This is a genomic window from Streptomyces cyaneochromogenes (assembly GCF_003963535.1).
GTDB classification, from domain to species: Bacteria; Actinomycetota; Actinomycetes; order Streptomycetales; family Streptomycetaceae; genus Streptomyces; species Streptomyces shaanxiensis.
The window spans coordinates 6,783,807-6,808,460 of sequence record NZ_CP034539.1; the positions used below are offsets into that span (position 1 = coordinate 6,783,807).

Genomic DNA, 24,654 nt, shown 5'->3' on the forward strand with positions numbered 1-24,654 from the left:
GGCCCGGCATATTTCGCGCGGTGTCCACCACGCCGGCCTTGCAGGACCCTTACCAACCGCGCGCCGGTTCCTGGGACACGCTTTGCCATCAGTTCCCCGCATATTGGCCCGCGCTTGTTTGCATTGGGGAATGGACCACATCACGTTCCTGGTGGCGGTCGTCATCGTGACGGCCCTCGCCTTCGACTTCACCAATGGATTCCACGACACGGCGAACGCGATGGCCACGTCCATCGCCACGGGAGCGCTCAAACCGAGGACGGCGGTACTCATCAGTGGCGTCCTGAACGTCATCGGCGCATTTCTGTCCACCGAGGTAGCCAAGACGATCTCCGGTGGCATCGTGGACGACACACTCGTCTCACCGGGCATGATCTTCGCCGGTCTCGTCGGGGCGATCCTGTGGAATCTGCTCACCTGGCTGGTCGGGCTGCCGTCCAGCTCGTCGCACGCGCTGTTCGGCGGGCTGATCGGGGCCGTCTGGGTGGGTGCGGGGTCGCACGGCGTGCACTTTGACAAGGTTGTCGAGAAGGTGCTGATCCCGGCGGTGGCCTCGCCGATCGTGGCGGGGGTCGCGGCGCTGCTGGCCACGTACCTGGCGTACAAGCTCACCTCCCGGGCCCGCAAGCAGTCCGTCACCAAGGGATTCCGCCTCGGCCAGATCGCCTCGGCCTCGCTGGTCTCCCTGGCCCACGGCACCAACGACGCGCAGAAGACGATGGGCGTCATCACGCTGACCCTGATCTCGGCCGGCGCGCTGGGCCACGACGCCGGCCCGCCCCTGTGGGTGATCGCCTCGGCCGGTCTGGCCATCGGCCTCGGCACCTACCTGGGCGGCTGGCGGATCATCCGCACGATGGGCAAGGGTCTGACGGAGATTCAGTCCCCGCAGGGCTTCGCCGCCGAGACGGCCTCGACGACGGTGATCCTCACCTCGGCCCACCTCGGCTTCGCCCTGTCCACCACCCAGGTCGCCTCCGGCAGCATCCTCGGCGCGGGCCTGGGCCGTCGCCTGGCGGAGGTCCGCTGGGGCGTGGCCGGCCGCATGGTCGTGGCCTGGCTGGTCACCCTGCCCGCGGCCGCGCTGGTGGGCGGCGTCTCGGCGAGCGCGGTCAAGCACGGCGGCAACGTCGGTACGGCCGTGGTCGCCCTGGTCGGCGCCGCCGTGGCCGCAGGCATCGTGCTCGTCTCCCGCCGCAACCCGGTGTCCGCGCACAACGTCAACGACACCCACGAGGTCACCGTCCGCGGCGCGGAGCCGGAGCAGGTCGGCACGGCCGCCTGACGCGGCGGTCACCCGAGAGTCGAAGTCGAAAGTCGCCTGAAAGTCTCCCGAGAGTTTCCTGGGAAAGGGGAGTTCACACCATGAACCTCGACTGGACCGCACTCGGCCAGGTCGCCGCGGTGAGCCTCGCCGTCACGGTGGCCGTGGTCGCCGTCTTCGCCCTCGGCGTGCTGGGCCTGGCCCGCCACGAAGGGGCGCGCGAGGAGGGCGGCACGTCCAGCCTCGGCTCCGCACAGGCCGGGCTGTGCTTCCTCGCCTGCGCCGCGGTGGTGGCGTACGGGATCTATCTGATCGTGCCGCAGTTCCACTGAGGGATCCGATCCCGCGGACAGCGGCGAAGGCCCGGCCGGAGCGTCGGCCGGGCCCTGGGGCTGCGCCCGCCCTACGGCCGTTCCGGCCCGACCCGTTCGTACACCGTCACCCGCCGCCCGCGGACCTGCTCGTCCGCCACCGCCCTGAAGTGCTCCTCCAGCACGGCGGTCTTCACCTTGTCCCGCTGGTTCGTCAGGGGGCGGGCCACGTCGCTCGCGTCGGTGACCAGCAGTATGCGCCGGTGGGCCAGCATCGCCGACCGTATCCGGGCCGGATCCGCCTCCTCGCCCTTCAACGTCCCCGACGCCACCGGGTCCTCCGCCAGTGCGACGTCCCGCAGGCCGGTGAAGGGTCCGGGGGAGACCAGCGCGGTGTCGCGTCGGGCCGCGGGGATGAACACGACCGCGTCCCCGTTCTCCTTCAGCCGCCCCACGTCGGCCGCCACCGCCAGGACGTCGTCCACCCGGCTGGCCGGGGACCGCTTGGCCAGGGACTGCGGCAACAGCGCCGCCATCGCGACGGCGACCACCACCGGGACGAGCCACAGCGAGGCTCTCGGGAAGCGCGGCCGGATCGCCCGTACGGCCGTGCCCAGCGCCGTGCCGATCAGCAGCGCCAGGCCGAGCATGCTGAACAGGATGTAGCGGTCCAGGAAAAGGGGCCGGACCAGGGACAGGCCGATGAGGGCGAGCTGGGGTATCGCCAGCAGCGGCAGCCCGACGGCCGCGACGGACAGCCGCCCCGCCCGCGGCCGGTCCAGCAGGGCACCGAGCCCGCCGATCGCCAGCAGGATCGCGGGGCCGATCATCATGTGCCAGGTGAGCGGCGGGATCCAGGAGACCTGGTCGGACTGGCGTCGGCTGAACAGGATCAACGGCAGTACGGCGGCGACGGCGACAGTCGCGGCCACCGTCCAGCGCACGCGGGTCCCGCGCCGGGCCCGGGTCCAGAGCAGGGTCGCCAGATGGGCGGGCAGGACCAGCAGCGAGAGCCAGTTGAGCAGTCCGCACAGCGCGACCGTGCTCCCGTACGCCACCCAGTGCACGGCTCGGCCACGCTCCTGCAGGACAGTCACCAGCAGCAGGGTCGACAGCGCGGCCCCGGCCGTGACCAGCGCGTACGGCCGTCCCTCCTGGAGGTGGAACTGCACGGCAGGAAGCAGCCCGAGCGCCAGCCCTGCGGCGAGGCCCGCCCACACCCCGGCCAGCCGTCGGCCGATGACGGTGACGCAGGCCGCCGCGACCGCCGCGGCCAGCACGGAGGGCAGCCGCAGCGTGGTGGTACCGGCCCCGAAGCACTCGAACAGGCCGTGCATCAGCAGGTAGTAGAGCCCGTGCACGGCGTCGACCTGCCCCAGCATGTGCCAGATGTCGCCGGCGGACCGCTGGGCCACCTGCCAGGTCGCGGCCTCGTCCCGCCACACGCTGTTGTGCCGGGACAGCCCCCACAGGCCGAGGGCGAGCGTCCAGAGCAGCGGTATCGGCCAGAGGGGCGGGCGGCGGCGCAGGGGTTTCTCCCGGGAGATCGACATCCGGTACGGCGGGGGCCGACCCGCCGGGTGATGTGGTCCCCCACACGCCCGCTGCTTCGGAGCACGCCGAAGCACGCCTCGGCCGAGAAGGCCGAGACGGGATCCGAGCGCTGCTCAAACTCCCCCGTGAACCACCCGCCTCGTAGATGGGTCGAGGGGATGGACATGCCAGAACCTACGGGACGGTCACCACCCGCAGCCACTGTTCACCGCGTGAACACAATCACCGGGAGTGCAGGCAACCTTGAGCCCGCGCGACCGCCCTATAGGTCCCATTTCACCGGCTGTTGAGGGATTGTCGTCTCCGGGAGGCCGAGGGCATGGGGGTCAGCAGTACGGCGGTTGTCAGCAGTACGGCGGTTGGTCGGTCAGCGAGGACGCCACCCGCATCCACACCCCGAAGTGCCGATAGAGGCCGGGCAGTGCGCCTCGAGCCTGGACGGTTCGGCTGTCCGTCGAGGTGACCCCCGGAATTCCCAGGAGGATGGCGGCCACGGAGGCCGACTGCCAGCGGACGGTGAGGGTGGACGGGTCCGGAGCGACCTCAGGGGGCGTCAGGGGTGCGGAGAGACTGGAGGCGACGGCGTCCTCGATCGCTCTTCTGGCTTCGTCCGCCGGGCGCAGCTGTGCTGCGAAGCGGTCGCGCGCGTACTTCACGGCCACCGTGGTGACGGAGGCGTCCCACTCCGTCATCTCCTCACAGGCGCCGTCGTCACCGGTGAGGACCGCCACCGGCACCCCGAGGGCCGCCGCGGTGGCATGGGCCAGGCCGATCTCGCCCACCGGCCGGCCGTCCAGCCAGATGTCCTCGATCTCATGACCCATGAAGCTGTGACTCAGCACGCCGAGCGCGCCGGCCCGCGAGTGGTAGCCGACGCAGATCGCCGCGTCGTGCTCGGGGGCGAGTCCTTCGAGCATGCCCATCTGCTTGGGCTTGCCGCGGATGAGGCGGGCGGCCGGGTGCACAGCGTCCGGCAGCAGGTTGCGCATGGGGCCGTGCGCGTCGTTGACGGTGATGTCGGTGGCGCCGGCTGTGAGGGCGCCCCGGACGGCGGCGTTCACGTCCTCCGCCATCGCCTGCCGTCCCCGCTCGTAGTCCCGTCCGCCGGGTTGGACATCCTGGGCATCCACGAGTCCCGTGACGCCTTCCATGTCCGCGGTGATGTAGATCCGCACGCTGCGCACTCCTCAACCTTGATCGTCTTGAGGACGTCTGCCGCCCCTCCTGCGGTTCCTTCACCGTGCGGCGTCGCGTCATCGAGCCGTTCGCAGGCGAATCGCCGTGACCGACCGGTCGAGCGCCGGTGTCAGGCGCTGCGGGACCGGTCGGCCGTTGACCAGGGCGAGCAGGTGGAAGTACCGGTCGCGGCGCGATCGTTCGCGGCCGTCAGACGCCGCAGCATCCATCGACGCAGCGCGCTGTCGGGCAGGCCGGCCGCGTGCTCCCGGGCCCCGCGCCGCACACCGGCACGGAAGTCCGGGTCCAGAGACAGTTCCGCCCAACTCCACCCACGTTCCATCTCCTCAGGGGTGGGGCCGCGCTTGGCCACGGCCGTCAGCACCGCCCGCCGCGGGCGCAGGATGCCGATCTGCGCCTCCAGCGCCGCGGCGTGCTGCGCGGCGACGTCGCCGAGCGTCAGTTCGCGGTCCACGACCTGCCCGATCGCGTCGAGTCCGAGCTCCAGTTCCGGCGGGGGAGCGGTCGGTGGGACCACGATGCCGCGATCGGAGCAGAAACCGGATGGTCTCGACCGACAGCCCGGTGCGCCGGGCCAGTTCACCGACCGAGAAGAGGGTGCCGTCGTCCATGACCCCGCCTTCGACTCTCCCCCTACGGGAGACGCAAGCCCGTACGCCGCTTCCCGCACACCCGCACGGTGAGTCACGGAGAGAGAAGACGGTGACTCACGGAGAAAAAGACCGCACCCGGACCGTCAAGGACGCCGTTCTCGGCGCCCCGCGGACCGGGTGCGGACAGGTAGGCGGTGCGACCCGCCGCATCGCGGGTCAGACGGCCTGGCCGGAGATCAGGCCTTCTTGGTCTCCTAGTAATGGGCCGGGTCGGTGACCTGCGGAAATCGCCGCAACAGGTCGCTGACCTGGCCTTTTCTTGATTGTTGGCGATGGCTCGTGACGGTCTTGATCGGGTGTCCTGCGGACTGTGTGCGGACTGCTCAGGCTGGCTCGGTAGTCAGTGGGACCTCTACCGCGGTCCGCTGGGACAGCATTAGGAAGCCAGCTCCCAGACGGTCACCTCGATCTTGATGACACGGCCAGCCGCTGGAGCTGAGACCACGCGGACGTAGGCCGTACGCCCTTCATCCGTGTACATGCAGAATTGCCGTCCTGTGGTCAAGCGGTCGATCTCGTACGTTGAGTTCCGCTCCACGGCTTGGCCGCACTCCGCCGCACTGGGTTTTGGTGATCCTTGCGGGAGTGGCGCCAGCCTGTGCTCTGCGGGTGGTGCGAAGAAGCGCGTGCTGGCAACCCTGCCGTCAGCGGCTGATGTCGCAGATAGGTCCGCCCCCTTGCCCGAAGACAGCGCCATGGGCTTGGCAGAGTCCAGCTCTAGGTTCGATCCGTAGGCGCTCACCTCAACTGCAAACTCCTCCGGCCCAAACATGATCTTCGGCGACTGCTTTGGGTTCGGCGCTTGCTGACTTCCTGAAGCGGAGTCTCTGCGCGTCGATGGCGTGTCTCCACGAGCCTCGGTGGGTGAATCACCGGACCCACTGGCGAGGAGCGTGACGAGAATCCCGATGACCGGGATGACAATGCCGACGACCCACCATGCCCACCGCGGTTGCCCCGAGCCGTTGCGGCCCCCGCCGGCCTGGGGCGTAGTTCGTCTCTGGCCTTGATTGCTGCCTATGGTCACTTGGGTTCCTCGTCGGGGGAGCTCACGTGTCGTTTGAGATCTCACCCTACGAGCGGGGTAGAAGTGGTCGCTGACTCTTTCGAGGAGACGCAAGACAGTGCGGTCACGAGACTCCGCATTCGTACCGTTTGACTGGCGAAGTGGCGGTGCAGCGAACGGCACTGGTTACGGCATGAGGAGTTTGATCTTGATGGCGAGTGCCCCAAGTGCTTCCTTCTCGGGGCCGTAGATGGAGCGGATGTTGGCTAGCTGCTCGTCGCGGCTCGCGCTGGGGTTGACGTTGGCTGGGCCTTCGCCGTCCAGGAGCGCCTCGAAGGACTCGTATCCGGTGACGCGCAGAACGTGGACGTCGCAGGTCTCGTCGGTGCCCTTGATGCGGAAGCGGATGGTGTCGCCTGCGGCGAGGTCTTCGAGGTGCGGGTATTTCACCCGTACCTCGATGGTCTTGGTGCCCGCGGCCACGAGCTCGAAGTACCTCCGGTAGAGGTTGAGTTCGCGGACGCGGGCGGTGGTGTCGGTCATGGGGCGGGAACGCTCCTGGGTGCTGGTGCGGTCATCATGCGGCCGATCTCGGCGGCCGAGTACGAGCGGAAGAAGTGGCGGGGGTCGGACAGCAGGGTCTCGGTCAGGGCGAGCAGGTGGTCGGCGTACTGGGGCAACGATCCGGGCCACTGCCGGGTGTCGAGCATCCAGTCGGCCGTGCCGTGGGGCAAGGGTGCGCGACCCTCGCGTATCAGGGATTTGGACAGCTTGGCGCCGGTGTCGGTGACGATCTGGGGGCAGAAGAGGCGGGCGGGGAGTTGGGCTCGGGTGAGGCCCACGGCTTGGAGGGCTTCGTCGACGAGGTGGGAGCCGAAGACCCAGTCGCCGCCCTTGACCATGACGTGGAGCGTGCCGCGTGGGCTGGCCAGGGCGAGTTCCTTGATGAGGTTGCGGTACAGGGTGGCCAGGTCCAAATACGCGCCGGTGGTGGGCGCGATCCTTGCCTCGTAGGGGCCGTGGTGCAGGCACACTGCGCTGACCGTCGCGTTCTCGCGGTCGACGAGGCGGACCTGCGTGCGCTCGGCGTGCTTCTCGGCCCAGCCGCATCCGAGGAGCGGGCACGGAATGCGGATGTGTGGGGTGCCGGTCGAGGGGGCGAGGCACCAGCGGGCGGCGTCGATGCGCGGCAGGACCAGTAACCACGTGCGGCGGAAGTGCTCGCCGGCCTGCTGCTGGGTGTACGTCTCGACGCGGTACGGGATGCCCAGGCGTCGGGACAGCGCGTTGAACAGCGGCTCGTACAGGGCGGCGACGAGGTCGGTGAGGGCCTGCTCGCCGAGGGCCTGGGCGTAGGCGCGCTGGTAGCGGTGGCCGGTCACCGGGTCGGTGGTCAGGTCGTACGGCGCGTTGTCGAGGGCGCTGAAGAGAACTTCCGCCGGCAGGCCGAAGCGGCTTCGGAGGCGGGCGGCCATGGCGAAGGCGAGGGACTGGACCAGCGAGGTGCCGATGTGCGGGGCACCATTGATCTGCGTGCCGACGACAAGCACGATCCGCTCGGGTGGTTCGGCCAGGATGCGCGGGGTGAGGATGTCCTCGGCGTGGTGGAGGGCGTTGGCGAGCACGGTGTTCGGCGATACGGGGTGCACTGTCACGGTGGATTCCCTTGCGTCGGGGAGCAGTTCATTCGGTCCGGATGTGGCCGAAGAGGAGCCGTTGCTGGAGCGTGGCGCGGTCGAGGTAGGCGTCAATCTCGGCAGGTGCGGCGGCGCGCGAGAGCGCGTCGAGGCCCAGCACGAGGGCCGCCGGGGTGCGCTGCCGAAGAAGCAGGGTCCAGGGCCTGCCTGCGGGTATGCGCTTGCGGTACGTAGTTCCGTCGAAGCGCAGGGCGACGTCGGTCGGGCTGAGCGGGCGCAGGCGCGGCCCGATATCGGGCGGTGGCGCTGTGGCGGGGCCGAGGCCGAGTGAGGTCGCAACGGCGCGCATGCGCTGCTCGACGATCACGGGTGTCTCGTACGGGCTGCGGGGCGGCTGTGGCACGAGGAGCAGACAGCACAGAGTGGCGCCGGTCGGGTCGGTGTCGAGCCAGGTGGCTGTCGCGAGGGAGGCGATCAGTCCAGCGGACAGAGCGTGCGGCTGGGCGGTGCGGGTGGGGATCAGCATGTGGTCACCACCGGGACCTTGAAGGATGCCCAGACGCGTTTGCCGGGACCTTCACGGGCTGCGACGCCCCAGTCATCGGCGATGGCGGAGACCAGAAGCAGGCCGCGTCCGTGGTCGCTGGAGTCCTGGACTTGGCGTTGCCTGGGCGTGCCGGCGCCGCCGTCGTGGACCTCGACGAGCAGCTGGGCGTCGTGGATTTCGACGCGTACGAGGATCACGTCGTCGGGGGACGTTCCGTGCAGCAGGGCGTTCGTCACGAGTTCCGACGTGCAGAGCCGGACGTCGTCGAGGCGTTCGCTGCAGCCCCACTGGGTAAGGGTCTCGGCGGCGAACTCGCGGGCTGCGGGTGCGGTGAGCTTGCGCCGGGCGAAGAGCATCGTGCTCTGCCTCGCGACGCTGGCGGCGCGTTCCGGCTCGGCTGACTTCGGCTCATCGCGTGGTCTGTTGGGCATGCCCAACAGACAACCGCCGTCGCTCGTTTGGGTCGGGAGCCAGCGCGGGGGCCAAGCCGGGGGCCACTATGGGGGCCAGAACCACATGCTCCGGGGAGATGGGATGGGCGAGACGGGTATTGGTGCCTTGCTCCTCAGTCTGCGCAAGGAGCGTGGCTGGTCCCAGCAGAAGGTCGCCGACGAGTACAACGCCCGTGAGGGCCGTGCTGCCATGACCGGCAAGGAGATCGGGCGCTACGAGCGTGAGGCGCGCATCCCGGTCCCGTACACCCGAAGCAACTTGGCCCAGGTTTTCGCGGTCGAGGTCGGCGTCCTCGACCGCGCTGTCGCGCTCACCAAGCGGCGTCGTGGCGATGGGGACGGTGTGGAGGGCCCGGATGGTCTGGCGGTTACGAGCCCCACCGAGCGGTCCGTGGCCGGCGCCGTGTCGGCGGACGCCTCGTCGTCAGCCGAGTTCGCCAGGTTCATCGCGCAGCGCAACGCCGACGAGCTGGTCGTCGAGCAGCTGGAGGCCGATGTGGCGCGGCTCGCGCGCTCGTACGTCAGCCACCCTCTGCTGGAGCTCTACGTCGAGATCAAGCAGCTACGGGACGGTGTCTTCGACCTGCTGCGTGGGCGCCAACGGCCTCGGCAGACCAGTGACTTGTACGTCTCGGCATCGCGGCTGTGCGGGCTGTGCGCCCACGTCTGCCTGGATCTGGGGCACTACGATTCGGCGGCCACCCATGCTCGCACGGCCCGTGCGTGTGCCGAGGCCGCCGGGCATGAGGGGATGCTGGCCTGGGTGCGGGCGGTGGAATCGCTGATCGCCTACTGGACCGGGAGCTATGAGCAGGCGGCCCGGCTCGCCCAGGCGGGGCGCCAGCACCGAGCGGGAGGGAGCATTGGCGCCCGCCTCGCGAGCCTGGAGGCGCGTTCACTGGCGATAGCAGGCGACAAGGCGGGCGCCGCAATCGCCTTGGCAGATGCGGAGCGCTCCCGCGAGGGGATGCTCGGACACGACGACGCTCCAGGAGTCTTCGCCTTCCCAGCCGCCAAGCAGTTCGCGTATGCCGGGACGACGCATCTGGCCATCGGCGGTCGTGGCCATGTGCAGCAGGCCATCGCAAGCGCGGACACGGCGATCCGGCTCTACCGTGGCGCCGAGGCCGACGACCAGTCGGTCGGTGATCTCTTCGCCGCCCACCTAGATCTTGCTCGTGGCCACATGCTCTTGGACGACCTCGATGGCACCGAGGCGAAGGTCGGCTTCGTACTCGAGGCGCCTGTGGAGCGTGTGTCGGCGAGCATCGTGCGGCGGTTGGTTGATCTCGGCCGGGAGCTGGGCGGGCGGCAGTACGGTGGAGCTGCGCAGGTGTCCCAACTGCGCGAGCGCATCCAGCAGACGGCCGTCCTCGCGGCCTCACCCGCCGCCCGCCCTCCGGAGCTGCCGACGTGACTGACCTCTCCGCCGCCCACGACGCCGCTGTCACTGACCGCGACCGCCTTGCTGGGAGCGCCTACAACGGTGACCGGGACCTCGCCGCCCGCCAGTCCCTCTACCGGTGGCAGACGCCTCGCCATGACCTGCCCGGCATCGTCGCCGAGCAACTGAGCGCCGTGCGCGGGCGGGTCGTCGATGTCGGCTGCGGGAACGGCAAGTTCATCAAGCGGCTGCGCCAGGACCGATCTGATCTCGAACTTCTGGGGCTGGACATCGCGCCCGGCATCCTCGCCGACGTGCCCGGTGCGGTCGCGGTGGCGGATGTGGCGAGGCTCCCACTGGCCACGGCGAGCGTGGACGCCGCCTTGGCGCTGCACATGCTCTACCACGCCTCGGACATCGCCCAGGCGGTGCGCGAACTCTCCCGGGTTGTCACCGCCGACGGCCTGCTGCTCGCCTCCACCAATAGCGACCGCGACAAGGCCGAGCTGGACGAGTTGTGGGTCCGAGCGGCCGGTGACATTCTCGGCACCGGCCGCGGCCCGGCACGGATCTCGCTCAGCGCCCGGTTCTCCCTGGAGAAGGCGCCGGCCTTCCTCGGCGAGGAGTTCGGCCGGGTCGAGACGATCGAACTGCCTGGCACTATCACGGTCCGCGATGCCGGACCCGTGGTGGCGCACATGGCCTCGTACCAAGCGTGGGCGGACCAGCACGACGTGCCTTTCGAGGCCACGATCGAGCGGGCCCGCACCATCCTGGAGGAACACATCGCCCGGCATGGGGCATTCGAGATCCACTGTCTGGGCGGCATCCTCGTCTGCCGCCGCTAGTAGTGCGGCCGATTGCAGAGGAAGCAGCCGTCCCAGAGCGGGAGCGCGCTGAGGACGCGGTGGCGCACGCACGAGGCCATCGCGGCCTCGTCCGGGCCGGGGAAGCCGCGTGCGGCGCTGCTGTCGGCGGGCGGGGTGCAGGACTCCACCATGGTCGTGAAGCGATGCAGGTAGTCATGCACGCGGGGCGGGTGGTAGCCCAGCTCGCTCCAGCGATGTCCGCTCGCCGCGAGTGCTGTGGCACGCAGCACGAAGTCCTTCGCGCGGGCGCGTTCCCGCTCCGTCGCACCCCAGTCGAACTCCGCCAGGTCGAACCCGACGGCACCGCGCCCCATGACGTTCTGGTCCTGCAGGGTCAGCAGCGCCGCGAAGCGGAAGTCCCAGTCCTCGGAGGCGAGATCGGACACGGCCAGCATCAGCACGTCGATGAACACCGCGGTGGCGCCATTGGACAGGTCCAGGTCGTGGCTGCCGCCGGAGAAGATGTTGCTCACCGACCTATGATGCGATCCCGGCCCTCCACCTGCTTGGAGAAGACGCATGGCGGATGCGAGCACCGGCAAAGTGGTCGTGAACAGGGTGGTGTCCCTGGATGGGTTCATCGCCGGTCCCGGCCACACGATGGACTGGATCTTCGAGCACATGACGTCGGCGACGTTCCCGGAGGTCATGGCGGCCACGGGCGCCATGCTCATCGGCCGGGGCACGTACGAGGTCGGCAAGCGCATGAGCGACGAGAACACCGACTACGACGGCGGGGCGCAGTTCGTCCTCACCCACCGCCCGCCCGACGAGCCGGACCCCAACGTCACCTTCCTCACCTGCGACATCGAGGAAGCCGTGGCCACGGCACGCCGCGCCGCCGGCGACAAGAACCTGGAGATCCTCGGCGCCGACGTGGCCGCCCAGTGCCTGCAGCGCGGCCTCGTCGACGAGATCCTGGTGTACGTGCTGCCGGTGCTGCTCGGCGACGGCGTCCGCTTCGCGCCGCCGGGCCTCGACCGGATCGACCTGGAACCGTTCAGCAACGTCCAGTCGGGCGGGGTCACCATGCTGCGCTTCCACGTGCGCAAGTAGGCACGGTCGCAACTAGTGCTGTGACCGCAGAGGTTCGCCGGGGGTTGGCGATTGGATCGTGCGTCGGGGTAGCACCAGCTCGGTGCGCTATCGCCGGGCGATGATGCTCCTGGCGTCGGCCGGCGGGAACCGCGTCCCGGTGATCGCCCGGCTGATCCAGGCTGATGAGGACACGGTGCGGGAGGTGATCCACCGGTTCAACGAGATTGGCCTGGCCTGCCTGGACCATAAGTGGGCGGGAGGCCGCCCCCGCCTGCTCACCCCTGACGACGAGGAGTTCGTCATTCAGACGGCCACCGCCCGCCCCACTAAGCTCGGCCAGCCCTTCTCCCGTTGGTCTATCCGCAAACTCGCCGCCTACCTGCGCCGCGTCCACGGACGCGTCATCCGTATCGGCCGTGAAGCCTTACGATGCCTGCTGCTGCGCCGCGGCATCACCTTCCAGCGCACCAAGACATGGAAGGAGTTCCCCGACCTCGAACGAGACGCCAAGCTCGACCGCATCGAGCACGTCCTGGAGCACTTCCCGGACCGGTCTTCGCGTTCGACGAGTTCGGCCCGCTGGGAATCCGGCCCGCCGCCGGCTCCTGCTGGGCGAAGCAGGGCAAACCCGGCCGGCTCCCGGCGACCTACCGCCGCACCCACGGCGTCACCTACTTCCACGGCTGCTACTCCGCCGGCGACGACACCTGTGGGGAGTCAACCGGCGCCGCAAAGGCACCGCCAACAGCCTCGCTGCACTGAGTTGATCCGCGCCGCCCGACCCGACGGCGCCCCGATCTACATCATCCTGGACAACCTCTCCGCCCACACCGGTGCGGACATCCGCCGCTGGGCGAAGAAGAACAAGGTCGAGCTGTGCTTCACCCCGACCTACGCCTCCTGGGCCAACCCGATCGAGGCACACTTCGGCCCGCTGCGGCAGTTCACCCTGGCCAACACCCATCACCACAGCCACCCCGCGCAGACCCAGGCCCTGCACGCCTATCTGCGCTGGCGCAACGCCAACCCCCGCCATCCCGACGTGCTTGCCGCCCAGTGCAAGGAACGGGTACGCATCCGCAGCGAGAAGGGCATGCGCTGGGGAGGACGTCCCGCAGCCATGGCCGCATGAGGATCTGGCCGCCACGGCTCAGCCCTGCCGACAGCAGGCGATGAGCTGTTCGCCGTATTCACGTCATCGGCTGCGCGGCCGTTTTACCGAGAGAACGAGGTCAGATCGTTCGGTTCGACGTTAAATGTCATGCCAATCCGCCAAGCTTTCCGCTACATCTTGGGTTAATGGTCACCGCTTCACCACACCCAGCCCGGTGCGCGGGAAACGTAACTGCGGCTCACTTGGGAGCCCGTTGTCGCAGGGGCTCCCAGGGAGGATTCGACAGGGCGAGCCGGATGCCCCCCTGGCTACCCCACGGGCAGCGGAGAGAATCGCCTCCTACTGCCCTTGGTGCGGTGGCTGTTGGGCATAGGGGCTGAAGGTCTGCCCGGACTGCCCCTGAGGTGTGGGGTATCCCTGGTTGGGAGCAGAGCTGGGGTACTGCTGATAGCCCGTCGAGGGCTGGGGCTGGTAGCCCGGACCGGCAGGGGGAGTTCCGCCGCCGGAGCCGGGGCCGCCGCTGCCTCCGTTGCGGCGGTTGCGGAGTACCGCGAAGATGATGCCGCCGATCACTACTACCGCTGCAATGCCGCCGATGATGAGGGCGATTGGCAGGCGGCTTGAAGAGTCCTGCTCCTTGGCCTGTGTTGAGCCGTCTTCGCTGCCTTCGGTGGCGCCGCCGGTCTTCGACCCGGTGCTGGACGAGAGTTGCCCCAAGGGGCCATCCTTGGGGCCCTTGGGGATGTCCATCGTGAGGGCCTTGTTGGGGCGGATGATGCCGTAGCCGTATTCGCGATCAGGGGCCTTCAATCCCTTGTGGTGAAGGAATGAAGCTGACTTGATGAGGCGGTTGATTACCTGGCCTGCGGTGAGGTCAGGGTACTTGGCCCGGACAAGGGCTGCCGTGGCGGAAACATAAGCCGTGGCGTCCGAAGTTCCGCTACTCAAGCCATATCCGTCGGATCGATTCGTGTTCGCATAGACGATCTCAACGCCAGGAGCAACAAGGGTCAGTCCCTCTCCAGTATTGGATTTGTCCCAGAGGTTCCCTTCATCATCTACGGCGCCGACAGAGACCACACCCGGCAGGGCTGCCGGCTCAGCAACGGTGAACCCTCCCTCATTACCCGCACCCGCAACAACTACCACGTCGCGTGCTTGGGCATACGCGATTGCCTCGCGGCCGCTAGTGAGAGTCCCGCCGACACTGTCGCCGAGAGAAAGATTGATGACCTTCGCGCCGTTGTCCACGGCATATCGCACAGCCTCGGCCCAGGTGTCGTCCTCGAAATCATCATTCTTTTTCTGCAGAACGCGCAGCGGAAGAATCTTTGCTTTTGGCGCGAGCCCCACCATGCCCGCATTGTTTCCCGCGCCATGACCGTGGCCAGCAATCAAGCTCGCCATGCCGGTGCCATGTCCGGCCACATCCTCCTGAGCATTTCCCCCTCCGGTGAAGTCTTTCCCTTGGAGGACTTGACCGGTCAGATCTGGGTGACTGCCATCGACCCCTGAATCGACGACGGCAACAGTGACTCCCTCGCCCTGAGTCAACGCCCAAGTTGCGTCCATCTTGTAGGCATCCAGGACCCACTGCTGGTCCCGAACGTAATCGGCCGAGGCAGTCGGTGCTGAAGTGAGGAGCAAGGCTCCTGTCAACGCCACAACACCTGTCGTGGACCAGACCCGCTTGGCACCCATGTTCCTTGCTCCTCACTCAACAACGGCTGGTTCCGCCAGCCTTCATACGGGCGAGCCGCACGGAGGTCCCGTGCGGCTCGCTCAGGTGTGCCTATGCGATGTTGCGCGGCACGTTGCGGTTACGGTCTTCCTGTGAGATCCAGGTCTCTTCGTCCTCGACCAGGTAGTCGGGACGCTCGCCCCCGTTCTCCTCTTCACCACGACGCTTGTTGCCACCGCGGCCCATGCCGGTGATGCCCTTGGCCGCACCGACCAGGCCGCCACGCGCCTTCGCGAGCGCGCTACAGCCGCAGCACCGCTACCACCACGACCGGAGGCGCCGGCTCCGGCACCACCACCCCATGCCAGCCCGGCCTCCGGCACCGCGGGCAGCTCCGGAGCCACTCGGGCATCTTCGGCGCCCCCGCGAATCTCACGACAGTTTATGACCTTCACAGACGCAAGCGGTGTCCCGCCCCACAGAGCTCGTTGCCAGGAGCATCATCGCCCGGTGATAGCCACCGAGCTGGTGCTACCCCGACGCACGATCTGCTGCAGCTTCTGCTGCCCTTCCTGGTCGGACAGTCTGCGCACCCACACAGGCTCGGCCACCACACCTCCGGCGGTTGGGAAAAGACGTCACGACACATCCAACCGCCAACCCGGCGAACCTATGCGGTCACAGCACTAGTAGCGGGGCAGACGAGGATGCGCATGGTGTCCGTGCTGCGGGTCAGTCCCTTCCGCGCTCGGGGTAGCGTCGGAAGAGTTTCCGTACCTTGATGGCCTCGACCAGCCGCTTGAATTCCGCCTGGTCAGCATCGGTCATCACGTCGCAGATTTCGCTGATCGAGAACTTGGTGCCGGGTACCTGGTCGATGTACTTCGTGATCATGGCGTCGAGCGCCTTCTGCAGCGCGGGAAGTTCGCCCACCCAGTCGCTTTCCAGGCGTGTCTGCGCGGCCGCGGCGTTCCTCTCTGCCTGCGTGGCGGTGGAGATCAGCTCCAGTTCGGCGGCAGTGAACGGCGTGCCGTCACGGTGTTTGTGGTGGACAGTGCCGTAACGGGAGGGGGCCGCGTTGGTGAGGAGTACAACGACATCGGGGCGGATGGAGGGGTGGGGCACGCAGGGGATTCCTTCCGGAGTGGGGTTGAGGATGGTCAGCGCCGCCGCGTTGAGGGCTGCTGCTGGGGCGGGACGGCGGTCCTGGGGTGGACTGGGGTGCCGGGCCGTTGTGTGGTGCTGCGGGTGTTGGCTGCCTGGGCGCGCTTGTTCGGTTGGGCAGTGATGCGCCAGTTGAGGACCTCGGCGGGGCGCTCGGCGGTGTCTAGCTCTCGCTGGGCGACGACCTCTGTGAGGAGGCGCCGGGCGTTGTGGCCGGCGGATTCCGCGCGGGCGAGCGTGGTGGCCAAGGCCGGCCAGGCGGCATCGGCCAGGATGCGGTCGGCGTGGTCGGGGACGGCCTGGCGCACGGTGGCTTCCAGGCGTTGGACGGTCTGGGGGCGTGGGGTGCGCTGGGCGAGGTCCGCCAGGACGGGCTCGGCGGTTTGGCGGTAGGTCTCCTGGAGGTGGCGGAAGGCTTCCTCGGCCGCCGCTGCCTGCTGTTCGTGGCCGCGCTGTTCGTGCCACTTGGCGGCGGCGCGCGCCAAGTGCAGGGCGGTGAAGATGAGGGCGATGGCGAGGCCGCCCGGAATGTTGGCGGCGTGGTTGAGTTCCCTGGCGGCCTGGCGCAGTTCGGTGGCGGCTTCGTGGTCGGCCCGGATGGCGGAGCGGCGCGCCCGGTTGAACGCCGTTGCCGCTGCTCGCAGTTCGCCCTGGTGCGGGCCGGGGGTGACGCGGGCCAGGTTGTGCAACGTGTCGGCGAAAGCGTCCAGGTGGCCCTGGGCGCTGGCGTCGTCGCCCGAGTCGAGGACCGTGCGCGCTGTGCGCACGGCGCATTCCGTACGGCGCCACGTGGTGGACGGGTCCGCCACCTGCTGGGGTCGGTCGGCCACATCCTGAGTGGGGAGGCGTTCAGCCAGGCGGTTGTACGACAGGTCGGGGGCGAGGGCGGAGCCGCCGAAGAAGATGGTGTCGCCGGGGGCGGCCAGGCTGTATCCGTCCACCTCGTTGGTCTTGGCGCTGACGCGCGGCCTGACCTGGATGCCCAGCGACGTGAGCACGGTGAAGTAGTCCTCGATGCTGTGCACGGCGGCGGCAACCGCGTACGCGCGTTCGCGCAGCCACTCCCGCGTGGCCTTGTCCTGGCCGAGGCGTTCGGCCTTGGCCCGCTCGGCGCCGGTGGGCGTCTTGGGTGCGGTCAGGTCACCGGACTTGAGCTGACGCAGCCCGAACTCGGCCTCGATCTTGCGGCATTCGCGCTGGGCCCGCCAGCCGTCCCGGTTCGAACGCGGGCGGCGGCCGTCGGCGCGGACGGTGGTGGCCAGGATGTGGATGTGGTCGTCCGCGTGGCGTACCGCGATCCACCGGCACGCCTGGTCGTCGCCCTCGGGCGCGATGCCGGTGGCGGCCACGACGCGGCGGGCGACCTCGGCCCACTCAGCATCGGTCAGGTAGCGGTCACCGGGCGCCGTGCGCACCGGGCAGTGCCACACATGCTTCGGCGGCTTCTTCCCGCCCAGCTCGCGGGTGCGCAGGTCGACATGATGGTCGAGCCGCTTGGCCAGCAGGCTGTAGGTGGCGGCGGGGTCGCGGCCGGGGTCGGGGGCGCCGGCCATGTCCCAGGCAGCAACGATGTGCGGGTCGATGTGTTCGTCCCGACGGCCCTTGCCGAAGAGGTAGTTGATCAGGCCGAGGGTGTTGGAGCCGGTGGAGACGTCAGGAACCATGACCGCCGCCATCCGCCACGAGCTCGTCCATTAGCCGGTAGCTGCGCTGGACGGCTTGGTCGACGTGGTCGAGGACGGCCTCGGCCCGGTCGGGGACGGCTCCGCCGTTGATGGCCATGGTGATCTGGTTGAGGTTGGTGCCGATGCGGTTCAGCGCCTTGGTGTGTGCCTCGACGGCTTCCACAAGCGGGCGGATGGGATCGTCCTCCGGACTGCCGGTCATGCTCGCCTTGCCGAGCGCGACCGCGAGGGCGGCGTCGCCGACGAACCCGGCGAACTTCTGACGGCGGTGCCTGGCTGCCTCGTCGATGATGCGGACCGCGGTCGGGGTGAAGCGGATCTTCTTCTCCTGGTCACGGCTCTCGGTGGTGCGCTTGCGGTTCAACCGCGCAGGCAGCATGGGGGCGTCGGGCTCACGCCACGAGGGCTGCTCAATGGGCGACGGAATGCGGGCAGACGAGTCGAGCTGCGGGGCAGTGGTGTCGGCGGGCAGCTCGGCGTGCGTGGTCGAGGCATCGGCGACGTACGCGGCGTTGGTCTCGGTCGTCACCTCCCCCTGCTCGGGCGCCCGCTGGCGCCCGGCCTCCTCCTCCGCCACCCCAGGGGCGGGGGCAAGCGCGGACGAAGCCCCGTTAGGGGCTCGAACGCTCCAGCTTGCTGCTGTTCGTCGGTCCCGGCTGAACCAACCCCAGCGGCGGGAAGAAGTGGGGTTCGTGTCGTTCTCGGTGTGCATGGTGGTGCTCCGAAGGAGAGGGGGATGGGGCTGTGTCACTTCCGTCGCATCCGTCGCATGCCTGGTCAGCACAGGTACGGACACGCGGGCAGGTACGGAGAACTCCGTCCCGGCGAGAGAGTCCGTCCCCGCGCTGACCTGCGCGGGGACGGATGCGACGAAGTGATACGGACCCCGGTGGGATCAGAGAGTGCGCCTGGGCCCGGCTGGGACACCGGGCGGGCCGACGGGCAGCGTCCCCGCCGGCGCGGTGGGCGGCTTGCCCTGGGCCATGCGGGCAGGTGAAGTGCCCTGTTCGGACTCGGGTGCCGCCTCGACGAGGTCGGGGCAGTTGCGGGCCCAGGCGTCCAGGAACCGGTTGCGCATGTACGCCTTGGCCTGCCTGCCCTTGTCGAACCGGTAGTTGGCCGGGCTGATGTTGAAGTCCCGCAGCAGGTTGCTCAGGTGGTAGGCGTTCAGCCCTTTGGCGCCGTGCTCCGCCCACGGGGCCTCGGCGTCCTGGATCAGAGCGGCGACCAGATCCTGGGTGGCCAGGGCCTCGGGGTTGCCCGCCTGCGCGAAGATGCGATGGATGTCGCGCAGTAGCCGCGTTTTCAGGCTGCTCTGCTCGTCCTGGACCGCTTCGTGGCGGGTCATGGCCAGGCAGGCGGCACGGGCCTGGGCGGGCCAGTGGCCGCCGGCCAGGTCGGCGATGATGACCAGCGGCTCCCAGGTGTCCGCCGCCCGGTCCTCCACCGGCATCGGCGGCACCATGCGGGCAGCCTGCCCGCGCAGCGGGCCCAGCCAGGTGGCCAGCTGATCACGCAGCGCGTTGAGTTCGGGCACCGAATACCGGGAGCGGAAGGGGGTGACCTTCTCGCCCGGCTTGCGCTTCTGCATGCGCAGCACGACCGCCCGGTCCATGATCGTGTCTGGCAGGTCACCGATCCCCGCGATGGCGGCCATGGCGAAGGTGGGGAACGGGGTCGGTTTGTGGTCCGGACCGGAGATCCGCCAGGCGGGCCGGTTGCGCTGGTGCCCGGCGTTCAGCAGGCCGCGCAGGATCTCACTGTCACCGCTCGCCTTGGGGCCGAAGATGGTGTCCGCCTCGTCCACCAGCAGGGTGGGCGGGTTCTTGCCGATGACCCGGAAGATGACCGCCGGGGAGGTGTTCACCGTCATCATTGGCTGGTGCACGGTCTCGTGGAGCACGTCCAGAACCCGGGACTTGCCGCAGCCCTTCGTCGGGCTCACCACCGCCAGACGCGGCGCGTGCTGCAGAGCCGTCTGGATGTGCGTGGCTGCCACCCACAGGGTGACCGCGGTCAGCGCCTCCTCGCTGGGCAGCACCACGTACTTGCCGATCGCTGCCCGCAACTCGTCCAGTAGCGCGACCCCGTCAGCCGCTACCTGGACCCCCGCGCCTTCATGGCCCCCGGTGCCTGCCCCGGCATCGGCGGCCTCGATCTTGTGTTGCTCGGCCCCCTCCACGGGAGTATCGGTCCCCGGCGACAGGTGGGAGCCGTTGTCCCGGTCCCCATTGCGGTCCCCTGGTGCAACTCCCGCGTCTTGGGGACCGGTCCCCGTTGTCACGCTGCTGGCCTGCACGTTTCCACCGGATGTGGATATCGGGACCGTGGCTTGTGGTGACAGGGGACCGGATGCGTCGCGGGGACGGTCCCCTGACACCGCATCAGCGGAGTGCTGGTCCCCGCGGCTCCAGGGGATGCCCTCGCCGGGGACCGCTGTTGTGGGCCAGGCGGCGGGGGACGCGTTCGTGGTGGTGGGGGACGTAGAGTCCTCCATAGACGTTCCTCTCCGGTGAGGGGCAGGACGGGCAAGGTCCCGCCCCTCACCAGCTTGTTCGTTCAGGGATGGGCGATCGGCAGGGGAATCTCCGGCCCTCGGCGTTGGCACGCCGAGGGCCGTTGCTGTGTCCGGCGCCTACGGCTCAGGAGGCCAGACCCCACTCGTCTCGGCCGTCGATCAGCGCCCGCTCGTACCGCAGCAGTTCGGCTTCGGGGTACAGCACGCGCTTGCCGATCTTGATGCCGCGCGGGCCCTTCTCGATCTGGCGCCAGTAGCGGACGGTGCTCTCCGCTGTGCGGTAGCGCTCGGCGACCTCGGCGGTGGTCAGATATCGCATGCATTCCCAATCGACTAGGTAGCAATTCGTTCTGCATAGGTTGTACTCGACGATCGCCGGTTAGCCAAATCGGAAAGCTCGTGTTTCAATTGGGAAAGTGACGGTCAGGATGGAGGTCCGATGGCAGGCGACAAGGCCGACGGTGGTGAGGTGCCGCTGCTCTACAGCGAGGGCAACATCGCTGCGCGGGTGGCGCTGGAGCGTGAGGTCAGGGGGTGGAGCACGATCGAGCTGGCGGATCGGGTGTCCAAGGCCGGCGTCAGGATGAACCAGACCGCCGTCTGGCGCATCGAAAACGCCACTCCACGTCGTCGCATCAACGTCGACGAAGCCCTCGCCTTCGCCCGCGTCTTCGAGCTGCCCCTCGAAGAACTGATGTCCCCGCCGCTGGAAGGGCTGGACCTCGACAGCAGACGCCTCGTCCAGGAAGCCGTCGAGGCGTACTACGAGACACGCGACGCCGAGGACCGCCTGCACCACGCCGTCGTCGGCATCGCCGAGCACATCCAGACCCACCCCGACAGCTCACGAGCCATCCACGAGCAGTGCCTTCGCCTCATGGGCGAGGAGCGCGACGCCCGCACCCTCACCGAGTACATCGAGGGCGGCGGCTACTACCGATAACCGACCCAAGGGAGAAGCCACTTGGCCAACATCCAAAAGCGCCCCAACGGCAAATGGCGAGCCCGCTACCGCGACCTCGACGGCAAGGAGCACGCCCGCCACTTCGACCGCAAACTCGACGCCCAGCGCTGGCTCGACGAGGTCACGGCCAGCATCGTCACCGGCCAGTACGTAGACCCGCAGGCCGGACGGATCACCTTCGAGAAGTACGCGAAGAAGTGGGAGGAGTCGCTCATCGCCAGCGAGGCGGGCGAGCGGATCACCGACAACGCGCTCCGGCTCCACCTCGTCCCGGCGCTCGGCTCCCGCGCGATGGCTGCGATACGCCGCAACGACCTCCAGGTGCTCTTCAAGGGCCTGTCCGAGCTGCTCGGCCCCGGCAGTGTGCGCAACGTCTACGACGTCCTCGTACGCCTCATGACGGCGGCCGTGGAGGACAAGGTCATCGCGTCCAGCCCGTGCCGCCGGATCACGCTCCCGCCCATGCCGGACGAGGAGGTCACCCCGCCCACGGTCGCTCAGGTCGAGGCCATGGCCCGCGTGATGCCGCCGTACATTCGCGCGGCGATCGTCACGCTCGCCGGATCAGGCTTGCGTATAGGCGAGTTGCTCGGCCTCAAGGTGTCGGACGTCGACTTCAAAGCCGGCACTATTCGCGTCGAGCGCCAGCGCCTTCAGTCCGGGAAGATCGGGCCGCCGAAGACCGCAAAGTCCCGGCGGACTGTCCCGGTCGGTGAGGTCGTCACTGACGCGCTTCTCACGCACCTCGCCGCACGCCCCTCCAAGGAGTGGCTGTTCACGATGGAGGAGGGTGAACCGCTCAACTACCGCCGCTGGAAGACCGAATGGAACTGCGCTCGTAAGGAGCTGCGGAAGGCGGAGAGCGAGGCGGCCGAACGCGAGGGCCGCAAGCCCGTCGAGCTGCCACACATGGTGACCCACGACCTGCGCCACTTCTACGCTTCCGCCCTCATCGCCGGCGGAGCGAGCGTCAAGCAGGTCCAACTGGTCCTCGGCCACGCGTCCGCCGTCATCACACTGCGGATCTACGCGCACCTCTGGCCGGGCGAAGAAGACCGCACCCGGACCGTTATGGACGCCGTTCTCGGCGGCCTGCGGACCGGGTGCGGACAGGTAGACCTGGCAACCAAGGAAATTGCAGGTCAAACGGCCTGATCAAAGATCAAGCCTTCTTGGTCTCCCAGAAGATCTTGTCGATCTGGGCGATGTAGTCCAGAGCCTTCTGACCGGTGGCCGGGTCGGTGGACGCCTTGGCGGCCGAGAGGGCCTTGAGGGTGTCGTTGACCAGCTGGTGCAGCTCCGGGTACTTCTCGAAGTGCGGGGGCTTGAAGTAGTCGCTCCAGAGCACCGAGACGTGGTGCTTCGCGAGCTCGGCGCGCTGCTCCTTGATGACCGTGGCACGCGCCTGGAAGTGCGGGTCGTCGTTGGCGGCAATCTTTTCCTGTACGGCCTTCACCGACTCCGCCTCGATGCGGGCCTGGGCCGGGTCGTACACACCGCAGGGCAGGTCGCAGTGCGCGCTGACCTTGACCTTGGGGGCAAACAGGCGGGAAAGCATGGAGCATTCCTTCCTCGTGATCGTCTTCTCAGGTGGGACATTACTCCCTGCAAGACGGGTTTTCGCGGGTGCCCCCATGGGCTTAGGACAAAAGTCCAGGGTCAGACTGAGACTGGTGGAGGACCGTACCGGGGAGGTGCCGGGGATGCCGGAGTTGTCGCAGGAGACCGAGCGCGGGCGCGCGGGCCGGCCCTTCGGGTGGGCCGAGGTGACCGGGCCGTCGATGGTGCCCACGCTGTACCACGGCGATCTGCTCGTGGTGGTGCACCGGGGCCGCATCAGGGTCGGCGACGTCGTCATCCTGCGTCACCCGTTCCAGCAGGACCTGCTCGTCGTCAAGCGCGCCGCGGAGCGCCGCGAAGGCGGCTGGTGGGTGCTCGGGGACAACACCTACGCCGGGGGTGACAGCACCGACTACGGGGTCGTGCCGGACGAGCTGATCCTGGGCAAGGTCCGCTTCCGGTACCGGCCGCGCAAGCCCGATCAGCGCTCGCCGTTCGCGCTGGCGCGCTGGGCGCTGTCGGCCGTACGGCCCGTCTTCGCCGACCGGTCGGCCTCCAGGCGCTTGCGGGCGCGGTAGGCGGCCACATTGGCGCGGGTCGCGCAGCGGTCCGAGCAGTAGCGCCGGGAGCGGTTGGTGGACGTGTCCAGGTAGGCGTTGCGACACGGGGCCGCCTCGCACAGGCCCAGACGGTCGACGCCGTACTCCGTCAGATGGAACGCCAGGCCCATCGCCGCGATCGCCGCGTAGCCCGCGGTCGCGTTCGACGGGTGGTCCGCCAGGTGCATGTGCCACAGGGGGCGGCCGTCGTCGTCCCGGAAGTCGTGACCGGAGATCTGCGGGCTCACCGGGAACTCCAGCAGGAGCGAGTTCAGCAGGTTCACCGCGAGGGTCTCGTCGCCCTTGTCCGCCGCCTCGAAGACCGCCCTCAGCCGCGCACGGACCGAGCGGAAGCGGGTCACGTCGGCGTCGGTGGCGCGGCGGCCCGCCTCCTGGCTGACGCCGAACAGATCGCGGACGGCCTCGACCGAGGTCAGCGAGTCCTTGCCCCGGGCCGGGTCCTCGCTGTTGACGAGTCGTACGGCGTAGTCCGAGTAATAGGCCAGTTCCACTTGTAGTCCTTACGGAGGCGTTCTATCGTCGTGGTGCGGTCGGGTAACAGCTGATCGTGCTTCCAGGGTATTACGTGACGCGCGCGATGGAGGGGCTCGATGACGGACACGTCCACGACGACGATCGGTGCCGACTGGCCGGCCTGGCAGGAGAGCTGGGACCGGCAGCAGGAGTGGTACATGCCCGACCGGGAGGAGCGCTTCCGGATCATGCTCGACATGGTGGAGGCCCTCGTCGGCCCCGCCCCGCGCGTGCTCGATCTCGCGTGCGGCACGGGAAGTATCACGGCCCGGCTGCTCACCCGGTTCCCGAAGGCCACCAGCACGGGCGTCGACCTCGACCCGGCGCTCCTCGCCATCGCCGAGGGCACCTTCGCCGGCGACGACCGGGTCGGGTTCGTCACGGCCGACCTCAAGGACCCCGAGTGGCCGGCGAAGCTGCCGTACGACTCGTACGACGCCGTCCTGACCGCCACGGCCCTGCACTGGCTGCACAGCGAACCCCTCGCGGCCCTCTACGGTCAGGTCGCGGAGCTCGTCCGCGACGGCGGTGTCTTCCTGAACGCGGACCACATGATCGACGACTCGACGCCCCGGATCAACGCGGCCGAGCGCGCCCAGCGTCACGTGCGCATGGATCAGGCCAAGGCGGGGGTCCTCGACTGGGCCGAGTGGTGGCAGCTGGCGGCCGAGGACCCGGTCCTGGCCGGGCCCACGGCCCGCCGCTTCGAGATCTACGGCGAACACGCCGACGGCGACACGCCGCCCGTCGCGTGGCACGTGCGCGTGCTGCGCGAGAAGGGCTTCGGGGAGGCGCGGCCGGTGTGGTGCTCCCCTTCGGACACGCTGTTGCTGGCGCTCAAGTGACACGGTCCAGGGCATCCGGGCGGACGGAATGAGCTACGACGAGACCAATCCGATCACCGCTTACCGCCTGGCCGTCCG

Annotated in this window: 25 protein-coding genes and 1 pseudogene; 10 read left to right on the plus strand and 16 right to left on the minus strand. The window is 68.9% G+C overall.

Translation table 11 applies throughout. The annotated features are described in order from the left end of the window. Positions 1–130: 130 nt before the first annotated feature. Positions 131–1,285: an inorganic phosphate transporter gene (locus EJ357_RS31030; protein ID WP_126394996.1), complete on the plus strand. Its 1,155-nt coding sequence runs from the start codon at positions 131–133 to the stop codon at positions 1,283–1,285. An 80-nt stretch (positions 1,286–1,365) separates the two neighbouring features. Continuing rightward, positions 1,366–1,596 carry a hypothetical protein gene (locus tag EJ357_RS31035; RefSeq protein ID WP_126394997.1) on the plus strand — a complete coding sequence of 77 codons (231 nt, stop codon included), beginning with the start codon at positions 1,366–1,368 and terminating at the stop codon, positions 1,594–1,596. A gap of 71 nt (positions 1,597–1,667) precedes the next feature. Here EJ357_RS31035 and EJ357_RS31040 read toward each other — a convergent pair whose 3' ends face one another. The 7 genes and pseudogenes from EJ357_RS31040 to EJ357_RS31070 form a co-directional block, all read right to left on the minus strand. Next, complete coding sequence (locus tag EJ357_RS31040; protein ID WP_126394998.1) at positions 1,668–3,128, minus strand: glycosyltransferase family 39 protein; 1,461 nt, start codon at positions 3,126–3,128, stop codon at positions 1,668–1,670. Between the two features lie 345 nt (positions 3,129–3,473). After that, complete coding sequence (locus EJ357_RS31045) at positions 3,474–4,304, minus strand: M55 family metallopeptidase (protein WP_126394999.1); 831 nt, start codon at positions 4,302–4,304, stop codon at positions 3,474–3,476. Between the two features lie 78 nt (positions 4,305–4,382). After that, positions 4,383–4,937, minus strand: a pseudogene (locus tag EJ357_RS31050) (MerR family transcriptional regulator). Between the two features lie 1,234 nt (positions 4,938–6,171). After that, entirely contained in the window at positions 6,172–6,528 is a 357-nt protein-coding gene (locus EJ357_RS31055; protein ID WP_126395000.1) for an ASCH domain-containing protein, read from the minus strand. Next, positions 6,525–7,640, minus strand: coding sequence for a hypothetical protein (locus tag EJ357_RS31060; protein WP_126395001.1), 1,116 nt, complete (start codon positions 7,638–7,640; stop codon positions 6,525–6,527). The genes EJ357_RS31055 and EJ357_RS31060 overlap by 4 nt, the downstream gene beginning before the upstream one ends. 28 nt (positions 7,641–7,668) lie before the next feature. Further along, entirely contained in the window at positions 7,669–8,148 is a 480-nt protein-coding gene (locus EJ357_RS31065) for a hypothetical protein (RefSeq protein WP_126395002.1), read from the minus strand. Beyond that, positions 8,142–8,600 (minus strand): ATP-binding protein, encoded by a 459-nt coding sequence (locus tag EJ357_RS31070; RefSeq protein WP_126395003.1) that lies wholly within the window; start codon positions 8,598–8,600, stop codon positions 8,142–8,144. The genes EJ357_RS31065 and EJ357_RS31070 overlap by 7 nt, the downstream gene beginning before the upstream one ends. 103 nt (positions 8,601–8,703) lie before the next feature. On the opposite strand from EJ357_RS31070, the gene EJ357_RS31075 reads away from it, so the two are divergent. Together EJ357_RS31075 and EJ357_RS31080 are read left to right on the plus strand one after the other, a co-directional pair. Further along, positions 8,704–10,038, plus strand: coding sequence for an XRE family transcriptional regulator (locus EJ357_RS31075; protein WP_126395004.1), 1,335 nt, complete (start codon positions 8,704–8,706; stop codon positions 10,036–10,038). Then, positions 10,035–10,853, plus strand: coding sequence for a class I SAM-dependent methyltransferase (locus EJ357_RS31080; protein ID WP_126395005.1), 819 nt, complete (start codon positions 10,035–10,037; stop codon positions 10,851–10,853). The genes EJ357_RS31075 and EJ357_RS31080 overlap by 4 nt, the downstream gene beginning before the upstream one ends. Here the strand turns inward: EJ357_RS31080 and EJ357_RS31085 are convergent. Next, on the minus strand, positions 10,850–11,347 hold the full coding sequence (locus tag EJ357_RS31085; RefSeq protein WP_126395006.1) for a hypothetical protein: 498 nt from the start codon (positions 11,345–11,347) through the stop codon (positions 10,850–10,852). The genes EJ357_RS31080 and EJ357_RS31085 overlap by 4 nt on opposite strands. A 46-nt stretch (positions 11,348–11,393) precedes the next feature. Here EJ357_RS31085 and EJ357_RS31090 point away from each other — a divergent pair, with 46 nt between their 5' ends. Both EJ357_RS31090 and EJ357_RS31095 read left to right on the plus strand, forming a co-directional pair. Continuing rightward, on the plus strand, positions 11,394–11,930 hold the full coding sequence (locus tag EJ357_RS31090; RefSeq protein WP_126395007.1) for a dihydrofolate reductase family protein: 537 nt from the start codon (positions 11,394–11,396) through the stop codon (positions 11,928–11,930). A 139-nt stretch (positions 11,931–12,069) separates the two neighbouring features. Continuing rightward, positions 12,070–13,044 carry an IS630 family transposase gene (locus EJ357_RS31095; RefSeq protein ID WP_267132812.1) on the plus strand — a complete coding sequence of 325 codons (975 nt, stop codon included), beginning with the start codon at positions 12,070–12,072 and terminating at the stop codon, positions 13,042–13,044. 321 nt (positions 13,045–13,365) lie between these two features. On the opposite strand, the gene mycP is transcribed toward EJ357_RS31095, so the two are convergent. The 6 genes from mycP to EJ357_RS31130 form a co-directional block, all read right to left on the minus strand. Continuing rightward, complete coding sequence (mycP, locus tag EJ357_RS31100) at positions 13,366–14,727, minus strand: type VII secretion-associated serine protease mycosin (protein ID WP_126395008.1); 1,362 nt, start codon at positions 14,725–14,727, stop codon at positions 13,366–13,368. Between the two features lie 712 nt (positions 14,728–15,439). Beyond that, positions 15,440–15,832, minus strand: a complete 393-nt coding sequence (locus EJ357_RS31110; protein ID WP_126395009.1) for a hypothetical protein — start codon at positions 15,830–15,832, stop codon at positions 15,440–15,442. 35 nt (positions 15,833–15,867) lie between these two features. Then, the gene (locus EJ357_RS31115; protein WP_126395010.1) at positions 15,868–17,535 is read right to left on the minus strand and encodes a relaxase/mobilization nuclease domain-containing protein; all 1,668 of its coding nucleotides are present in this window, start codon (positions 17,533–17,535) and stop codon (positions 15,868–15,870) included. Beyond that, positions 17,525–18,028, minus strand: coding sequence for a plasmid mobilization relaxosome protein MobC (gene mobC, locus EJ357_RS31120; protein ID WP_228473212.1), 504 nt, complete (start codon positions 18,026–18,028; stop codon positions 17,525–17,527). Before mobC ends, EJ357_RS31115 begins: the two co-directional genes overlap by 11 nt. Before the next feature lie 423 nt (positions 18,029–18,451). Beyond that, a complete protein-coding gene (locus EJ357_RS31125; protein ID WP_175647860.1) occupies positions 18,452–19,624 on the minus strand; it encodes a DUF3631 domain-containing protein in 1,173 nt (390 codons plus the stop codon). Between the two features lie 574 nt (positions 19,625–20,198). Beyond that, positions 20,199–20,393, minus strand: coding sequence for a helix-turn-helix transcriptional regulator (locus tag EJ357_RS31130; RefSeq protein WP_126395012.1), 195 nt, complete (start codon positions 20,391–20,393; stop codon positions 20,199–20,201). A gap of 120 nt (positions 20,394–20,513) precedes the next feature. Here EJ357_RS31130 and EJ357_RS31135 point away from each other — a divergent pair, with 120 nt between their 5' ends. Then, positions 20,514–21,017: a helix-turn-helix domain-containing protein gene (locus tag EJ357_RS31135; RefSeq protein ID WP_126395013.1), complete on the plus strand. Its 504-nt coding sequence runs from the start codon at positions 20,514–20,516 to the stop codon at positions 21,015–21,017. Positions 21,018–21,038: 21 nt separating this feature from the next. Beyond that, positions 21,039–22,193, plus strand: coding sequence for a tyrosine-type recombinase/integrase (locus EJ357_RS31140; protein ID WP_126395014.1), 1,155 nt, complete (start codon positions 21,039–21,041; stop codon positions 22,191–22,193). Between the two features lie 7 nt (positions 22,194–22,200). On the opposite strand, the gene sodN is transcribed toward EJ357_RS31140, so the two are convergent. Further along, a complete protein-coding gene (gene sodN / locus EJ357_RS31145; RefSeq protein WP_059192389.1) occupies positions 22,201–22,596 on the minus strand; it encodes a superoxide dismutase, Ni in 396 nt (131 codons plus the stop codon). A gap of 145 nt (positions 22,597–22,741) precedes the next feature. On the opposite strand from sodN, the gene sodX reads away from it, so the two are divergent. Further along, the gene (gene sodX, locus EJ357_RS31150; protein ID WP_126400292.1) at positions 22,742–23,176 is read left to right on the plus strand and encodes a nickel-type superoxide dismutase maturation protease; all 435 of its coding nucleotides are present in this window, start codon (positions 22,742–22,744) and stop codon (positions 23,174–23,176) included. Here the strand turns inward: sodX and EJ357_RS31155 are convergent. Next, positions 23,080–23,709, minus strand: coding sequence for a CGNR zinc finger domain-containing protein (locus EJ357_RS31155; protein ID WP_126395015.1), 630 nt, complete (start codon positions 23,707–23,709; stop codon positions 23,080–23,082). The two genes, sodX and EJ357_RS31155, sit on opposite strands and share 97 nt — an antisense overlap. A 99-nt stretch (positions 23,710–23,808) precedes the next feature. On the opposite strand from EJ357_RS31155, the gene EJ357_RS31160 reads away from it, so the two are divergent. Beyond that, positions 23,809–24,576 (plus strand): class I SAM-dependent methyltransferase, encoded by a 768-nt coding sequence (locus EJ357_RS31160; protein ID WP_126395016.1) that lies wholly within the window; start codon positions 23,809–23,811, stop codon positions 24,574–24,576. The last annotated feature ends 78 nt before the right edge of the window (positions 24,577–24,654 follow it).